This is a genomic window from Proteiniphilum sp. LBM24028 (assembly GCF_056629195.1).
This window is the reverse complement of the sequence record NZ_CM152817.1, coordinates 3,399,969-3,415,473: the sequence shown is the minus strand read 5'-3', so window position 1 is coordinate 3,415,473 and position 15,505 is coordinate 3,399,969. Positions and strand designations below refer to the sequence as shown.

Sequence of the window (15,505 nt, the reverse complement as noted above, 5' to 3'; positions counted from 1 at the left end):
TGTTTTGTCTGTTAAAATTGAAAACTTAGTCCAACTGTTACAACTTTTGTTAAAGGATAAATATAAGATCTGCCATCGGTTATCTCCGGATCTATTCCAATATCCGTTAACTCATTTCTAAAGGTGAATAAGTTATTAGCATTAACATATATTCTCAATCCCTGCACCATTTTCAAAAATTTGAAAGTGTCAGGTTGCATGGTATATCCAAACTCAATGTTTTTAAGTTTGAGGAAGTTGCTTGACCTCATCCAGAAATCACTTTGCAGGTAATTATTATGATCTGGGGTCGCATCAAATGTAGATCTAGGATAAGTTATTTTCTCACCAGCCAAGTATTTTTCTTGTGTCCATCTATTATCATACATCCATTGCCATGCATTTCCTGCACGTTTAAAAAAAGGAATAGTATAACCACTGTTTAAATAATATGATCCATTAGCTGCTCCGGTGAAAAGCACGTTCATGTCGAAACCTTTATATACAAGTCTAAGTTTTGTATTATATTGAATCTCAGCATAGTTAGGATACCCAATAGGAGCAACATCTTTACTGTCAATGAGTCCATCACCATTCAAATCGACATACCTAACATCTCCCAATGTTGCACGATTTGAAGTATAGGTATTATAAGGCCTATTGTTCAACTCCTCTTGCGTATTGAATAAACCATCACTCCTCAATCCAAATCTTTGGCCGATGGAAAAGCCTGTTGCGTTCATCCATGGATAGGGGTTTTCTGCTTCAGCCTTATAAATAATTTTATTTCTGGCATAACTCATATTTCCTTCTATGGAATAACTCAAAGCGTTAATATGATCTTCCCATTTAAGTACAACCTCAAATCCCTTATTTTCTGTGATTCCGACATTTGCAGGTGGCACAGAGTTGGATGGAACACCGTAAACTGCAGGTATAGTACCCAAGGTGGTTAAAATATTGTTTCTATCTTCTTTAAACCAGTCTGTCATAAAATGAAGTCTGTCGTTTAAGAAATTCACTTCGAGTCCCACATCATATTTTCGAGCACGTTCCCATGTAATATTCGGATTGCCTAATGCACCTTCAGTTGCGCCTTGATAATAAGAATTTTGAGAAGATCCATTACTATTTCCGAACCAATAACCTCCCTGTCCCAGATTATAAGTATTAGGCAGATAGTAATACCTTCTGTTACCACCAAGCTGATCATTTCCTACCTCACCATACGAAGCTCTGAGCTTTATAAATGTAACGATATCATTTTTAGGAAAGAACTCCTCTGCAGTTGGTACCCAACCAAAAGAGAATGCAGGAAACAGTCCAAATCTTTTACCCTCATCAAATTGCTCAGTGCCATTGTAGCCGGCATTAAACTCAGCCATATAACGATCCATATAGTTGTAAGTAACACGTCCAACCAACCCAACTATTCCTGATGGAACATTGTATGAATCCGAAGGCATTGTATATTTTGAACCTTTTCCAAGAAGCAGTGCAGTAAGATTATGATCTTCAAAACTGCCGGACCAATTTAATCCTGCATCAAAATACAGCTTATTCCAGTTACTGTAACCGTATGAGTTAAAACTACCTGCACCCATTGATCCTCCAAAGAACTGTAATTCATTGGGATTCTCCGCACTTCTCTGCACGCTATATGAAGGAATAGAGGGTGAGTATGTAGCATATCTGTTATAATTATCTTGATAACTTACTGTAGCGTGAGCTTTTAACCCTTTCAGCAAGTAATCCATATTATGATTAACTCTTATTGAGCTACTAAGCAGATTATTGTAAATAGTACCTCTTCCACTTATAAGTAAATTATACACGGCATTTTGTGAACCAATCTGACTGCCCGTTTTAGCACCTAATGGATTCTGAACAGTACCCGGCACTCCGGCAAAATTATTTATTAATTTACCATCAACAATACCCGGCGTAATAAAAGGGTTTCCATCATAAATATACTGCATAATCACTTTGTAGCGCCCATCTAAATCATAAGGCCCTGAGTTAATACCTGGTCCTTCTGTTTGTCCAAATTGTCCCGATAAACTAATATCTACATCCCAATTATCAGCAACTTGAATTCCAAAATTTCCACGGAAGTTATATCTGTTAAATTGTGAACCGGTATTTGATCCATAATATTTTTTGGCGTTTGTAATACCCTCTTGATTATAGAACCCCAGAGAAACAAAATAATTAACTCTTTGAGTACCTCCCGATATGTTGAGATTTGTCTGAAACTGAGGAGCCATCTTACTGAATTGATCTCTATATAGGTCGTTACTGGCATAGTATAAGGCAGGTGCATTTTTCAATTGTTCTTTCTGTTCAACTGATAAATTGCTCATGGCATCTACTTCTACCGGAGTAAAATCTCTGTTATTTTTAAATTTCCACAAGTCATAATCATCAAATATATAGGTTGACAAACCTTCCATTCCTGCGTAACCCCGCTGTTCATTTCTAATCCCTTCATTTCTCAATAGAGCGTATTCATAAGCAGTTACACCTTTTTGAAGATTAGAAGCTCCCGTTAAACCATAGTTTGAAGAGAAGTTAATGCGAGGGGTCCCGGAACGACCTTTTTTTGTGGTCACTATAATTACACCATTCGCAGCACGAATACCATAGACAGCAGTGGATGCAGCATCTTTTAGAACACTGATCTCCGAAATTTCATTTGCATCCATCGCATTAAGCTCCGTAAAGGCCTGTTCTGCAGCTTGCTCTATACCATCAATAACAATTAAGGGTGCTGATGAACCATAAGTTGATACACCTCTGATTATAATATTTGCAGCATTTCTTCCCGGCTCACCTGAAGATTGCAAGCCGCTTACTCCGGGTGTATTGCCAATTAATGCATTCGCAATATTTGAAACAGGTGTTGCAACCAGAGCATCCCCACTAAGAGAAGATATAGCACCGGTTACATTTACTTTCTTTTGAGTAGCAAATGCCGTTATTACAACTTCATCAATAGCTGTAACGTTTTCATCTAGCTTTATTTCAATTACATCCCCTGCAGATACGTCAACTTCCTTTGTTTGATATCCAATATACGAAACCTGCAAAACTCCATTAGGAGTTTCGAGAGGTATTGTAAATCTTCCCTCTTCATTGGTTATTGTTCCGGTAGAAGTGCCCTTTAGGATAACCGTAGCTCCTGGCAGTGTTTCACCATACGACGTATCTATGACTATTCCACTGACAGCTTGTTGTCCTATGACTATGCTTGTAAATGCCCCAATTACTAATAAAAAAGTGGATAGCAAAAACACTTTTAAATTTTTAATCATATACTCGTGAATTTATTTATTCTTTACTGTTTGAATTTTTCATGGAGAACTCAAGAAAGAAAATATTTAATTTTCTGATCCATCTTATTATAACTTATAGTTTTTCCATTTTTACTACAAAGTTTCTAGGATGATGTAGATATTTAGCATCATCTTGCCATATTACATCCCAGTTATCTTCAACCCCTTCTGTAACAGGAAAATTAAAGGCTAGTTTTTCAATTGTAATACTTTTATATTGATCAAATGCATGCGTTCCGGCTGTAAGCAATGTACATGACCTCCTAACACCTTCTTTTGAGATAAATGTAATAACACCTGTTTGAGAGTTCTTTTCCCATTCACCCTCTCCCTCAGGTATACATCTGTAAAAGTGCTTTAAATCATGTTTAACCCAATTCCTATCATCATAGATAAAACTTGCATACATTCCATCAGGCCCGGCATCATTATAACAAGTACCATATGTATCACCTGTTTCCTCATTAACTCCTTTAAGTACCAGTGATATAATATTGTCTTCTTCTGCAGTTGGCTTGCCATCAACATTCCAGCGCCAGCTTTTCTCCATCATTGGCCAAACAGCTCCACCTCCATATTCAGGGCCTGTACCACCATACAACCATAATTGTTCTACAGCATAATCTCCAACGATTGGTTCATAGAACTCATCAAAAGTAACAACATAGGTCCTCGTTTCTCCATTTTCTGCTTCAACAACAAAAGAATCAGAACCATCGCTTAAATCCAATGTTCCTCCTACACCAAGCGAAGAAGTAGCATTGTATTGAAGTTCCAGAGATAAAACCTGAACATTACGCAAATCATTAATTGCTGAGGAAATAAGCGTAACATTAATACTGCCATCCTCATCTTTGCGCCAGTTATTTACAATAACCGCTTCTCCTACTTGTCCTTCTACCTTAAAAGCAATTGGAGTCCTCTCCCTTAACCATGGGTCTATTAGTTCTTGCACATCTCTTTGATTACTGTCGCAGGAATAAAAAAAGATTAAGATTAATACTACTCCCACTAAAAATTTCGATGTTTTCATAATTTCTAGGTAAATAAATATCTATTTTAAACTATTAATATTACATTTTATATATCTCTATCGCATAGACTTTAGGCCGAACAGAATCTGTTAATCAAAGTCGTATATATCATTTAAAGTAAAGTTTCATATTTTGTAAAACAATAATCGACTCATTCCATCATAAATATCGCAGAACAATAGTGGCAAAAATAGCGTGTTATTTTAAGAATTTATAATACTATTTTATCTACTCATAGACTCTTTTTATACGTTGATGACTAATGGCCCTGTACGGTGACTTCCTGAGCCATTTTATACATATTCGGCAGATCCTTTGAGAAATAGGTGCCAGGATGACTATACATAGCATTGAAATTGCTGGCAGATGGATGACCTTCAAATACAGAGTAGAAATGATGACCTTCCTCGTTTGGATCAAATTTATTTCTCCACATTACGATCATACTTACTGTCTGTCTTACAGATGGAATCAATATTTGCTCTGTCCAATATCGAGTATATGGTTTTCCATTCGAATCTAGTAGTCCCTCTACACCTGTTTCAGTGACTCCACAAGGCTTTTTAAGCTCGTTGGATAGCTTGGATAGAACAGACAAATTTATTGAAAAAGTTACAGGGTTAAGTCCATGATAGCAGTCCATCCCGATAAAATCAACATATTCATTTCCAGGCCATCTATATAGAAACTCCTCTTTACTCTTTGGTGAGTCCATTTGTGGTGAAATTGCATATATAAAACTGTGTACTCCCTTTGTATCTTTCAGATAATTAATTGTATATTGCCATAAGTGGACATATTCTTTCTCGGTTGTACAAGTTCTTCCCCACCATGACCAATTTTGGGTGTGTTCATGATACGGCCTAAAAATAACTGGAATCAACTTTCCATCAGAGCCTCTTAATTGAAGAGCAAAGGCCGCTAGACGATCCAACCAAACTTTATATTTGGCATTTGTAGATCCTCCTTCGTTGAGTATTTCTTTGACAACGTCATTTCTCGAATTATCCCATGAATCACCCTCTGTTAGAGGATTATTAATATGTATACACGCTGTTATCACCTCCCCTCTATCGTAAGATTCTACAATAACTCTTTTACGTATCGCATTTTCCTTTATTCCATTCTCAGACAAAGATCTATCGTCCATAACAGCTCCAAGGTCAACACTAAAAACTGCAGGATAATCTCCGCAAATATCTTTTGTATCTGAACGTCCTTTCTCATTATACCATTTTCGACCATACCAAAGATCATCATGATGTCCAAACATAAAGCCGTTTTTTTGTATCTCCCATAAATTTGAGTAGAGAGCTTTTGTCTCGTACGTGGCATTTCTATCTGCGAGAAATAGCACAGTATTGTACTTCTCTTCGGTTTCATCCGATATTTCGTTACCTGCTCCACCGCATGAAAAGAAAACAATAAGTAATAAGAAAAAGGAAAAACCAAGCACATCTTTCATTGGAACTTAATATTAGCCCGTGGGGAATTAAAATTAGATAATATTTAGATTATCAAAGGTAGTTGGCTTCTTAAAATAAATCTAATACAATATTATCAATTATTGACATTTTGCTCAATTATAGTGTAGGGCTAAACAACAGAGACGCACATCGAGATGATATATAGGTATATATAACTTATTCGGAAAGATTATTCAGAAATTATTCGCAGTTTATTGTTGGGATTTCAGAAAAACTAAAACAAAAAAACATTCTCATTATTAATTTTAAATAATAAGCTTGGTTTTTCGATAGTTCTCACGGAATTCTTTCGGAGAGCACTCCTTTCTCTTTTTAAAAATACGATTGAAATTAGATAAGTTATTAAAACCGCATTCATAACATATTTCGGAGATAGAATTAGTAGTATCCACTAAAAGCCTTGTAGCGTGCCCCAAACGAATATCGATTATATAGTCAGACACAGTTTTCCCAGATCTAAGTTTAAAGAAACGACTTAACGCCACCGGCGTCATTCCCACTACGGCTGCCAGATCTTCTAGCCGAATCTCCTTATTGTAATGATGATTGATGTATTCATAAATTTTGCGTACCCTCCTGCTGTCAGTATTTTCTTCGATATGGGCAAAGGAGGAGCTGGCTAGTGTGTGGTAACTGTCACAAAGGGAAAGTTCATACAGAATGGCCAACAATCTGATAACTGCATGAAATCCTGATCGTTCTGAGGAAAGCGTATCGAGCATGGGATAAACCTTCATAATGGCCTCCATGGGGAAATTGATCCCTTTTTGTGCGTTGTGAAGCATTTCTCGGATGCTGCTGAACTGATTCTTATGGATAAAATTTCCGAAAAAGAGATCTTTCGAGAACTGGATGGTTATCTCCCGGATGTTTTTAGCTGTACAATGATGCTGCTCCCAGACATGCTCCAGTTCTTCACTGGCGATCAATGTAAGGTCATATTTGCCAATGATCTCAACCGAGTCACCAACAATACGTCTTACACCTTCCGCATTTTCCACATAATTAATCTCGAATTCGCTGTGTGAATGCAAAGGATAGGTGAATTCCGATTTTCGACGGTCGGCAATGTAAAAACAGTCTTTATCCGACAGCGGAGTGATTTCATGTATTATATGACCAATGTGTTCGTTCATACAGGCAGATACAATCAGTGGTCCCACTTGGGCTTGAACCAAGGACTCCCTGATTATGAGTCAGGTGCTCTAACCAACTGAGCTATGGGACCTTTGTTTTTGAGTTGTTTCGATCAAAAGCGGGTGCAATATTACTGCTTTTTCCGGAGAAAACCAAATGATTTTCCTTTAAATCAACGGCGGTTTCACGTAAATATTGCGCCGCTTCGTATTGACGGTTTAGAAGCGGCACTTCATGCTTCATCACCACACTGATGATGGGATCCTGTTTACGTCCCCTCAAATCAGTGATTTATCGCGGCCTGTCTGTGAAAAATACCACAAATGTGTTATTTCACCATCAAAACAGGATCTTTACCTTTGTTACAAAAATAAACACGTAAGTTTTGCAAGTAAGTTTGAATGACTTGCATAACTTAAATTAATTTAATTGTATATTTATGTCTGACATTACTTTTCGCGTAAAAGCGCACAGCGAGAGCCCGACCAAGACCATTGCGAAGACAAGAGGTTTTGAAACAATTATTGATGAACCCGAAGAGCTGAATGGCACCAATGACGGCCCAAATCCGGTTGAATATACTTTGATTGCCCTTTCAGGGTGCTTGAATGTCATGTGTCACCTGGTGGCCAAAGAGTTGAATTTCACCCTGAGGAGTGTAAAAATAAATCTGGCGGGCGTGCTCGACCCGGATAAACATCTGGGCATGGCCACTAGCGAAAGAGCAGGGTTTAAAAGAATTGACGTAGAAATCATCCCGGATACGGATGCCGATGCCAACACACTGGGGCAATGGCTAAAAGTTGTTGAACAGCGTTGCCCGGTAAGTGACAATCTTGTAAACCCCACACCGGTGCATATTACAGTGGGTAAGTAACAGATAAAAGGCAGCGAAAGGCTGCCTTTGTAATACTATACCGGTTGTTTCCGACGAATCTTCACCAGATATTCCCGTTATTTATCAGGTTAATTGACCTCCGGCTCAATCCAATCGCCATGATCCTTGATAAGCTGAATAAGATGCTCCACTGCTTCTGCCTGGGGGATATTTTTCTCCACAAGCTGTTTTTTCCGGTAAAGGGATATTTTTCCATGTTCAGCGCCCACATAACCATAATCTGCATCGGCCATCTCTCCCACGCCATTTACAATACAGCCCATCACCCCGATCTTCAGATGTTTGAGATGGGAAAAATGTTTCTGTACAAGTGCAACGGTGGTCTGGAGATCAAACAGAGTTCTTCCGCAACTGGGACAGGAGATGAACTCAGTCTTGCTTGTGCGTACACGTGCTGCCTGCAGGATCCCGAAAGAATAGGCATCAAGATCGGTAATGTTAATTTTCCCTTCGTTGCTCAACATCATCCCATTGCCAAATCCGTCTAAAAGCAGCGTTCCAAAATCCACCCCTCCTTTGAGCTGTATATCTTCCGGTTCATCTTCTGAATAACTTCGCTGCAGTACCACCGGTACACGACAGTCCGCATTCAGTAAGGCATGGAAAAATGCCCGCTGTTCTCCTACTCCGTTCTGATGTTCTGTTGTGAGTATAATCACCACACCAAGTATTTCCTTCAGGAGGACAATCATCTCATCAGTCAGTTGCGGATAGGAAAGACGTAGAAACTTCACCTGTGCCGGACATGCTTCCATGCTGCCTATCTCATCGGCCGTAAAGAGGGGATAATGATCTATCCTCTCCTTCCATTGCGCAAAATCAACAATAGATTTCATTCCTCTGGGAAAATTATCGGGTACATGACTTCCCGTGTAGATATAGTCCGGGATAAAATGAGGATTGATATCCATGTCACCGATCCGGCTCCTGTCAGATATGACCACCGGCAGAAAATCACCACCTATATTCCAAACTGCTTTCGTTTCGCGCCGGTCAGTCGCAAATGGAGAGAATCCGGGAAATTGTCGTCCTTCAATGTGTGGATGATTTTGCCGTTGCATCACGTAATCCACCAGCTTTCGGGCTACGGGCACTTCCACCTCCGGATCTTCACTCAGTGAAACACGAATGGTATCTCCCATGCCATCACTCAGCAATGCTCCGATGCCTACCGCCGACTTCATTCTTCCGTCTTCACCGTTACCTGCTTCAGTCACACCCAGGTGAAGCGGAAAATGAATCCCCTCTTTATCCATCCTGTCCACCAACAGGCGTACCGCCTTGGTCATCAGCAGCGTATTGGAAGCCTTCATCGATATCACAATATCGGTAAAACCTTCATCCACCGCAATGCGTAAATACTCCATGCAAGATTCCACCATCCCTTCCGGTGTATCTCCGTAACGCGACATGATACGGTCGGAAAGCGATCCATGGTTCACCCCTATACGTACAGCTGTACCATGCTCTCTACAAATCTGAAGAAAGGTGACGACTTTGGCACGAATCTTCTCCAGTTCCGCTGCATATTCCTCTTCGGTATATTCCAACTCGGCAAAAGTCTTCTGTTTGTCCACGTAATTGCCGGGGTTAATACGCACTTTTTCGGCAATGGTGGCCGCCACTTCAGCAGCACGCGGGTTAAAATGAATATCGGCAGACAAAGGCGTTGTATAGCCTTTATCTCTCAACTGCCGGTGAATTTCCCGCAAATTGTTCGCTTCACGTACCCCCTGCGTGGTCAGACGAATCAGGTCCGCACCGGACGCGATGATTCGTTCACACTGCGCCACACTGGCTTCCGTATCGAGCGTATTGGTGCTGGTCATTGTCTGTATCACGACCGGATGATTGCCACCCATCGTGACATTGCCTACATGCACATCAATGGTAGGGCGGCGGCTATAGTTGAAAAAGTCCATTTTTTTAATCGGTTATTTCTTCAAAGGTAATACTTCTATCCAATATCCGTCGGGATCGATGATAAAATAAAGTCCCATGTCGGTATTTTCATAACAGACACATCCCATCTCTTTATGGTAGGCTCTCGTCTCATCGTAATCTCCGTCCACGCGTAGGCAAAGATGCTGTTCATTATCTCCCATATTATAGGGCCGATCCCAGTCCCTGAGCCAGGTCAGCTCCAGGGTGAAACCGGTTATCCCATCTCCCAGAAAAACAAGAATATATGATCCGTCAGAGGCTTCTTTTCTTCGCACCTCTTTCAAACCCAACGCCTTGTCATAAAATGTAATACTTTTTTTCAAATCCAGCACATTGATATTGTAGTGGTCGAATCTTGCTTTTATTTCCATTGTTTTTAGTTATTTTATCCGTTTTTTCGGTGTAGTTGCTTGCCTTCCTTCGCACACCATAAATGCTGATCACTTGATCACACCGTTTCATTCCTTCCCTTGTTGCTTTTATATCAGTGTAAATATCTGTCCCGGCTGAGATACCGGCATGTATCTGCAACCATATTGCGCCGCTGTTTCCCCGAATCGGTTCGCCTTTTCATATTGTTCTCCAAAGTGCATCGGGAAAAAATAAGCAGTATGTATGCGCGAAACAAATTGTTTCGCTCCGCGCATATACTCCTTACCCAGGCGGGGATCTATCGGAAACATGGCTACATGCAGATGATCGGTTTTTTCGGCCAGCAACTCAAGCTCGCACAGGTAATTATTTTCATAGGTGAGCGATTCTGCCTTTCCCACCTCTTCATTCCAATGCCAGTTGTTCAGATCTCCAGCGTGGAAAAGTAAACGCCCGTTACAGCCAATCAGAAAAGATCCCCCGATATCGGTAGAACCATATGCCATGACTTTAATCCGCGCATCCTCAAAAGTTTGTTCTTTTCTGAGATAGTAAACTTTTGCATCGATTTTCCCGTTCTCTTTCAGTTCATCGGAAAAAATATAGGTGATATTCTCCTTTCGTTGTCTCCAGTTCAGTATATCCGGGTTAAAATGATCGGAATGTGAATGCGTACAAAGCACATACAGATCATCTTCCTTATTGAGCAGATAATCATTCACCCATTTTGAACCATCCTCACGCGGTGCGTCCCTGTAATAATCAATAATCACGGAACATCCGATGAATTCGATCAGGTAACAGCTGTGATAAATATATGTAATTGTCATCATCTTTCAACCAATCATTAAAACAATCCGTCGGCAAAATGTTCAAAATCATAAGCAAAAAATTGGTAAAAACATCGGGGATTAATACCTCAAATTCAGTCCCGGTCACTCTGATATTAAAATAATATTTTATCTTGCAGAATATTTGTTTCACAATAAATTCAAAAATCATGAAGAAGTATGTAGCAGAAATGATCGGAACAATGGTACTTGTACTAATGGGTTGCGGGGCGGCAGTCTTTGCGGGTGCCGGGCAACCCTTTGATTCAGTGGGCACGCTGGGAGTTGCTTTTGCCTTCGGACTGTCAGTCATAGCCATGGCTTACGGTATAGGAAGCATTTCGGGATGTCACATAAACCCGGCTATCACGCTGGGTGTTTTTCTATCGGGCAGGATGAGTGGTAAAGATGCGGGAATGTACATGCTCTTCCAGGTGATCGGCGCCGTCATCGGTTCATCCATCCTTTGGTTTTTGGCAAAGGATTCCGGTTCCATTACAACGCTCACGGGTGCCAACGGTTTTGCCCAGGGACAAATGGGTGTGGCTTTTGTGGCAGAGACAGTATTCACCTTTATTTTCGTATTGGTGGTATTGGGAGTAACTGCTAAAAACGGCCTTAACAAATTTGCCGGGCTGGCAATCGGCCTCACGCTTGTTTTGATACATATTGTTTGTATTCCAATTACAGGCACATCAGTGAACCCGGCCCGTAGCATAGGTCCGGCAATTTTTGAAGGAGGAACGGCACTGTCACAGCTCTGGTTATTTATTGTAGCCCCTTTACTCGGTGCCGCTATCGCTGCATTTGTCTGGAAAGGAATCACAATCGAAGAGGAAAAAAGAGACATGGCTTAAGACAAACTCACGAAAATAATTCCTGAGAGAACTTATTTTGTATTTATCTGTTTAGTTATTGCACATTTTTTGTAAATTTGCGCAGTTTTTGATTGAAAAATAATCACAGCGAATCCGGTAAAAAACTTGCCGGCTGTTCTAAATTGATAAAAATTATGAGTCACAATCTATTAAAAGGAAAAAGAGGGATTATTTTCGGTGCGTTGAACGATATGTCCATTGCCTGGAAGGTAGCTGAGAAAGCCGTTGAGGAAGGTGCCACCATCACATTGTCCAACACACCCGTTGCCGTTAGAATGGGCGATACTGCCCAGCTGGGTGCGAAACTCAATGCCGAGATACTGCCTGCTGATGCAACCAATGTAGATGATCTTGAGATGGTTTTCACCAAATCGATGGAGATTCTGGGTGGTAAAATCGATTTTGTTCTTCATTCAATCGGTATGTCGCCGAACGTACGCAAGAAAAGGACCTACGACGATCTGGATTACGACATGCTGATGAAGACCCTCGACATATCTGCCATTTCTTATCATAAAATGCTGCAGGTAGCCCGCAAGCTTGACGCAATTGAACGTGGCGGTTCCATTCTCGCTCTCACTTATGTAGCGGCCCAACGCGTATTTTACGGATACAATGACATGGCTGACGCCAAGGCGCTGCTTGAATCCATTACCCGCAGCTTCGGTTACATTTACGGACGCGACAAGGGAGTACGCGTAAATACCATTTCTCAGTCGCCCACCATGACCACTGCCGGAAGTGGCGTGAAAGGAATGACCGACCTGATGGACTTTTCGGAACGTATGGCCCCGCTGGGAAATGCTACAGCCGACGATGCAGCGGACTACTGCATCGTCATGTTCTCCGATCTTACCCGCAAGATCACCATGCAGAATCTGTATAACGACGGCGGGTTCTCCAGCATGGGCATGAGTCTGCGCGCAATGAAACAGTACAGCAACGGGCTCGACGAGAACAAGGATGAAAACGGGAATGTGATTTACGGATAATTTTTCGCTAACCGACATTAAAATAGCTTCGATCCATCGATTGGAGCTATTTTTTATACATTTTTAAATTCTAGCATGCACCTCGGAAAACCCCAAACAAGTTTGGCTTTTCGCTCGGCTTTCACTACATTTGTGCGTTATGCTGATAAAGATATACAACGAAAATCCCCATCCACGCGAAATAGAGAAAGTCGTCTCCGTTTTGCGTGAGGGAGGTATCGTGATCTATCCTACCGATACACTTTACGGCATTGGCTGTGATGCACTGAACGTGCGTGCTGTAGAGAAGATTTGCGATCTGAAAGGGATTAATCCGCAGAAAAGCAATTTATCCATTATCTGCAACGACCTGAGCATAATGAGTGAATATGCGAAGGTCAGCACTCCTACCTTTAAACTGATGAAAAGGAATCTTCCAGGCCCTTTCACATTTATATTACCGACCACGTCCTCCCTTCCCAAAATATATAAAAACAAAAAAACCGTAGGTATCCGCGTACCGGACAACAATATTATCCGCGAGATTGTTTCGCAGATGGGAAATCCGGTGCTAAACACCTCAGTAAAGGATGACAATCTGGAAGTTGAATATATCACCGATCCCGAATTGATATTTGAAAAATGGGGCGATATCGCCGATATTGTGATAGATGGCGGCGTAGGAGGCATAGAAGGCTCCACTGTGATAGACTGTACTTCCGATGAACCAATCATTGTGCGACAGGGCAAAGGAGAGTTAAAATTCTGATATTTTCTCCAAGGAATTAAATTAATCGATACTTTCGCAGTCTTAGGTTCAAATAATCATCCCGCTAAGATTCTACATATGAAAAAAATATTTGTCTGTTTCCTCACACTCTCCATCCTATTGGTTGTTTCTATCTCCTGCAAAAACGATGATCCCGCTGCCACTAAGGGGGAACTGGTGGCAGCCACGTATAATGCCTCCACCAGGACCTTCACATTAGAATATGAAAGTGGATATACAAATAGGGTGAATGCGGTAATAGATAACTCCGTGACTCCTCCCGGAGCAAGTACCACATTGAGTGATGGTACCCTCGTGTCTGTCACAGATGCCAACATATCGGGTGATGCCACCATCACTACTTCCGCGGCAATATCAAACAACAAGTATGTAAACAGATGGATCTACGACCAGATGTCGATATACTATTTGTGGAATGATAAACTTTCCAAAAAACCGAACTACTCACTCAATCCTGCCGATTTTTTCAATTCAATCCTCTATAAGTATAATGCCACCTCCAATCCCGAGGGTGACAGGTTCTCCTGGATTCAGGAAGACTATGTGGAACTGTTAAACGATCTGAGCGGGGTAAGATCAGATGAGATCGGTTTTGAATACATCCTCGTCTGGGCAGATCAGGCTAAGACCCACTATTACGCTTTGGTGCTTTACCCGATGAGCGGCACCGATGCCGACTCGAAAGGAATCGACAGAGGCCGGTTCATCACCAAAATAAACGGGCAGAACATCACACCCCAGAATTACAAAACCCTGTTCGGGGGCACGGGAACAAAAAATCTCTCGATGGCCGACTGGCGCCTTGATTCTGCCACATCGACCTATAACCTGCAAAACAGCGGAAACGTGACCATTCAGATGCACAACAACTACGCCGAAAATCCGGTCTATAAAGACAGTGTATATACTATCGACAGTAAGAAGATTGGGTATCTTGTATACAACTTCTTTGCCCGGGATAAGGGGGATGACAGTTACGACTACGACAAACTGCTAATGAACAGGCTGGATGCCATGAAAGCACAGGGAGTCAACGAGATGGTACTCGACCTCCGCTATAACAGCGGTGGTGCGGTCTCTTCGGCTATTGCCCTGGCAAGTGCCCTAGTGAAAAACAGATCCACCAGCAACGTGCTCACCACCTCCCAATATAACTCCTTTGTGCACAATGCGCTGCTAAAGGAGTATGGAGCCAATTACAACAAGGATTACTTTATTTCACAGATCGATACGGCCAAAATAGATGACAAAGGCAATGTGATTTCATGGGTGAAAATAACCGATGTACCCTCTTTAAACCTGCCGCGACTTTATGTACTTACCAGCGGATGGACTGCTTCCGCCAGCGAGTTCATCATCAACGGCCTGAAACCCTACATGGAAGTAATACTGATCGGTGAAACAACCTACGGAAAAAATGTGGGTTCTATCTCCATCTACGAGGAGGAAGATCCCAAAAACAAATGGGGGATGCAGCCAATTGTAGTGAAATATTTCAACAGTCTGGGGAAATCAGACTTTACTGCGGGCTTCACACCCAATTATGAGGTGGACGAATTCAACCCTGATGGTATGGTTGAAACTGGTGATGAACTGTTCTTGTTTGAATTTGGCAACACTAACGATCCCTTGCTCGGAAAAGCAATCTCGTTGATCACGGGTGCCACAAGAGCTGCCCGTACCACGACATTGCATGTCTCCAGTCCGTTCCGTTCTTCGCAGGTGGATAAAAAAGCGACGCTCCACATGCAGGATAAACATCGTTTCGACATGCTGGAAGATGTACGGGGTGATGAAATCAGAAAATTAATGGAAAAATAGAAAAAACTCCCTGGGTTATACCGGGAGCA

Annotated in this window: 12 protein-coding genes and 1 tRNA gene; 5 read left to right on the top strand and 8 right to left on the bottom strand. The window is 41.4% G+C overall.

The genetic code is table 11. From position 1 onward, the window contains the following. Positions 1-11 precede the first annotated feature (11 nt). The 5 genes from AC1HCU_RS13710 to AC1HCU_RS13690 form a co-directional block, all read right to left on the bottom strand. A complete protein-coding gene (locus tag AC1HCU_RS13710; protein ID WP_480366800.1) occupies positions 12-3,293 on the bottom strand; it encodes a SusC/RagA family TonB-linked outer membrane protein in 3,282 nt (1,093 codons plus the stop codon). Between the two features lie 94 nt (positions 3,294-3,387). Further along, a complete protein-coding gene (locus AC1HCU_RS13705; RefSeq protein WP_480366798.1) occupies positions 3,388-4,347 on the bottom strand; it encodes a hypothetical protein in 960 nt (319 codons plus the stop codon). A 260-nt stretch (positions 4,348-4,607) separates the two neighbouring features. Continuing rightward, positions 4,608-5,813, bottom strand: coding sequence for a glycoside hydrolase family 26 protein (locus AC1HCU_RS13700; protein WP_480366796.1), 1,206 nt, complete (start codon positions 5,811-5,813; stop codon positions 4,608-4,610). A 267-nt stretch (positions 5,814-6,080) separates the two neighbouring features. Then, complete coding sequence (locus AC1HCU_RS13695) at positions 6,081-6,971, bottom strand: AraC family transcriptional regulator (RefSeq protein WP_480366794.1); 891 nt, start codon at positions 6,969-6,971, stop codon at positions 6,081-6,083. An 18-nt stretch (positions 6,972-6,989) separates the two neighbouring features. Continuing rightward, positions 6,990-7,063: transfer RNA gene (locus AC1HCU_RS13690), tRNA-Ile, on the bottom strand. A 348-nt stretch (positions 7,064-7,411) separates the two neighbouring features. Here AC1HCU_RS13690 and AC1HCU_RS13685 point away from each other — a divergent pair. Further along, positions 7,412-7,849, top strand: coding sequence for an OsmC family protein (locus tag AC1HCU_RS13685; RefSeq protein ID WP_480366792.1), 438 nt, complete (start codon positions 7,412-7,414; stop codon positions 7,847-7,849). An 89-nt stretch (positions 7,850-7,938) separates the two neighbouring features. On the opposite strand, the gene AC1HCU_RS13680 is transcribed toward AC1HCU_RS13685, so the two are convergent. From AC1HCU_RS13680 to AC1HCU_RS13670, 3 genes are all read right to left on the bottom strand, one after another. Continuing rightward, positions 7,939-9,792 (bottom strand): 4-hydroxy-3-methylbut-2-en-1-yl diphosphate synthase, encoded by a 1,854-nt coding sequence (locus AC1HCU_RS13680; RefSeq protein WP_480366790.1) that lies wholly within the window; start codon positions 9,790-9,792, stop codon positions 7,939-7,941. A 12-nt stretch (positions 9,793-9,804) separates the two neighbouring features. Further along, positions 9,805-10,185 carry a VOC family protein gene (locus tag AC1HCU_RS13675; protein ID WP_480366789.1) on the bottom strand — a complete coding sequence of 127 codons (381 nt, stop codon included), beginning with the start codon at positions 10,183-10,185 and terminating at the stop codon, positions 9,805-9,807. Positions 10,186-10,293: 108 nt separating this feature from the next. Further along, positions 10,294-11,019, bottom strand: a complete 726-nt coding sequence (locus tag AC1HCU_RS13670; protein ID WP_480366787.1) for an MBL fold metallo-hydrolase — start codon at positions 11,017-11,019, stop codon at positions 10,294-10,296. 167 nt (positions 11,020-11,186) lie between these two features. Here AC1HCU_RS13670 and AC1HCU_RS13665 point away from each other — a divergent pair, with 167 nt between their 5' ends. The 4 genes from AC1HCU_RS13665 to AC1HCU_RS13650 all read left to right on the top strand — a co-directional run bounded on the left by AC1HCU_RS13665 (position 11,187) and on the right by AC1HCU_RS13650 (position 15,476). After that, complete coding sequence (locus AC1HCU_RS13665; protein ID WP_480366785.1) at positions 11,187-11,873, top strand: MIP family channel protein; 687 nt, start codon at positions 11,187-11,189, stop codon at positions 11,871-11,873. Between the two features lie 155 nt (positions 11,874-12,028). After that, positions 12,029-12,886 (top strand): enoyl-ACP reductase FabI, encoded by an 858-nt coding sequence (locus tag AC1HCU_RS13660; protein ID WP_480366783.1) that lies wholly within the window; start codon positions 12,029-12,031, stop codon positions 12,884-12,886. A gap of 139 nt (positions 12,887-13,025) precedes the next feature. After that, complete coding sequence (locus tag AC1HCU_RS13655) at positions 13,026-13,634, top strand: L-threonylcarbamoyladenylate synthase (RefSeq protein WP_480366781.1); 609 nt, start codon at positions 13,026-13,028, stop codon at positions 13,632-13,634. A 78-nt stretch (positions 13,635-13,712) separates the two neighbouring features. Further along, the gene (locus AC1HCU_RS13650) at positions 13,713-15,476 is read left to right on the top strand and encodes a S41 family peptidase (RefSeq protein ID WP_480366779.1); all 1,764 of its coding nucleotides are present in this window, start codon (positions 13,713-13,715) and stop codon (positions 15,474-15,476) included. The last annotated feature ends 29 nt before the right edge of the window (positions 15,477-15,505 follow it).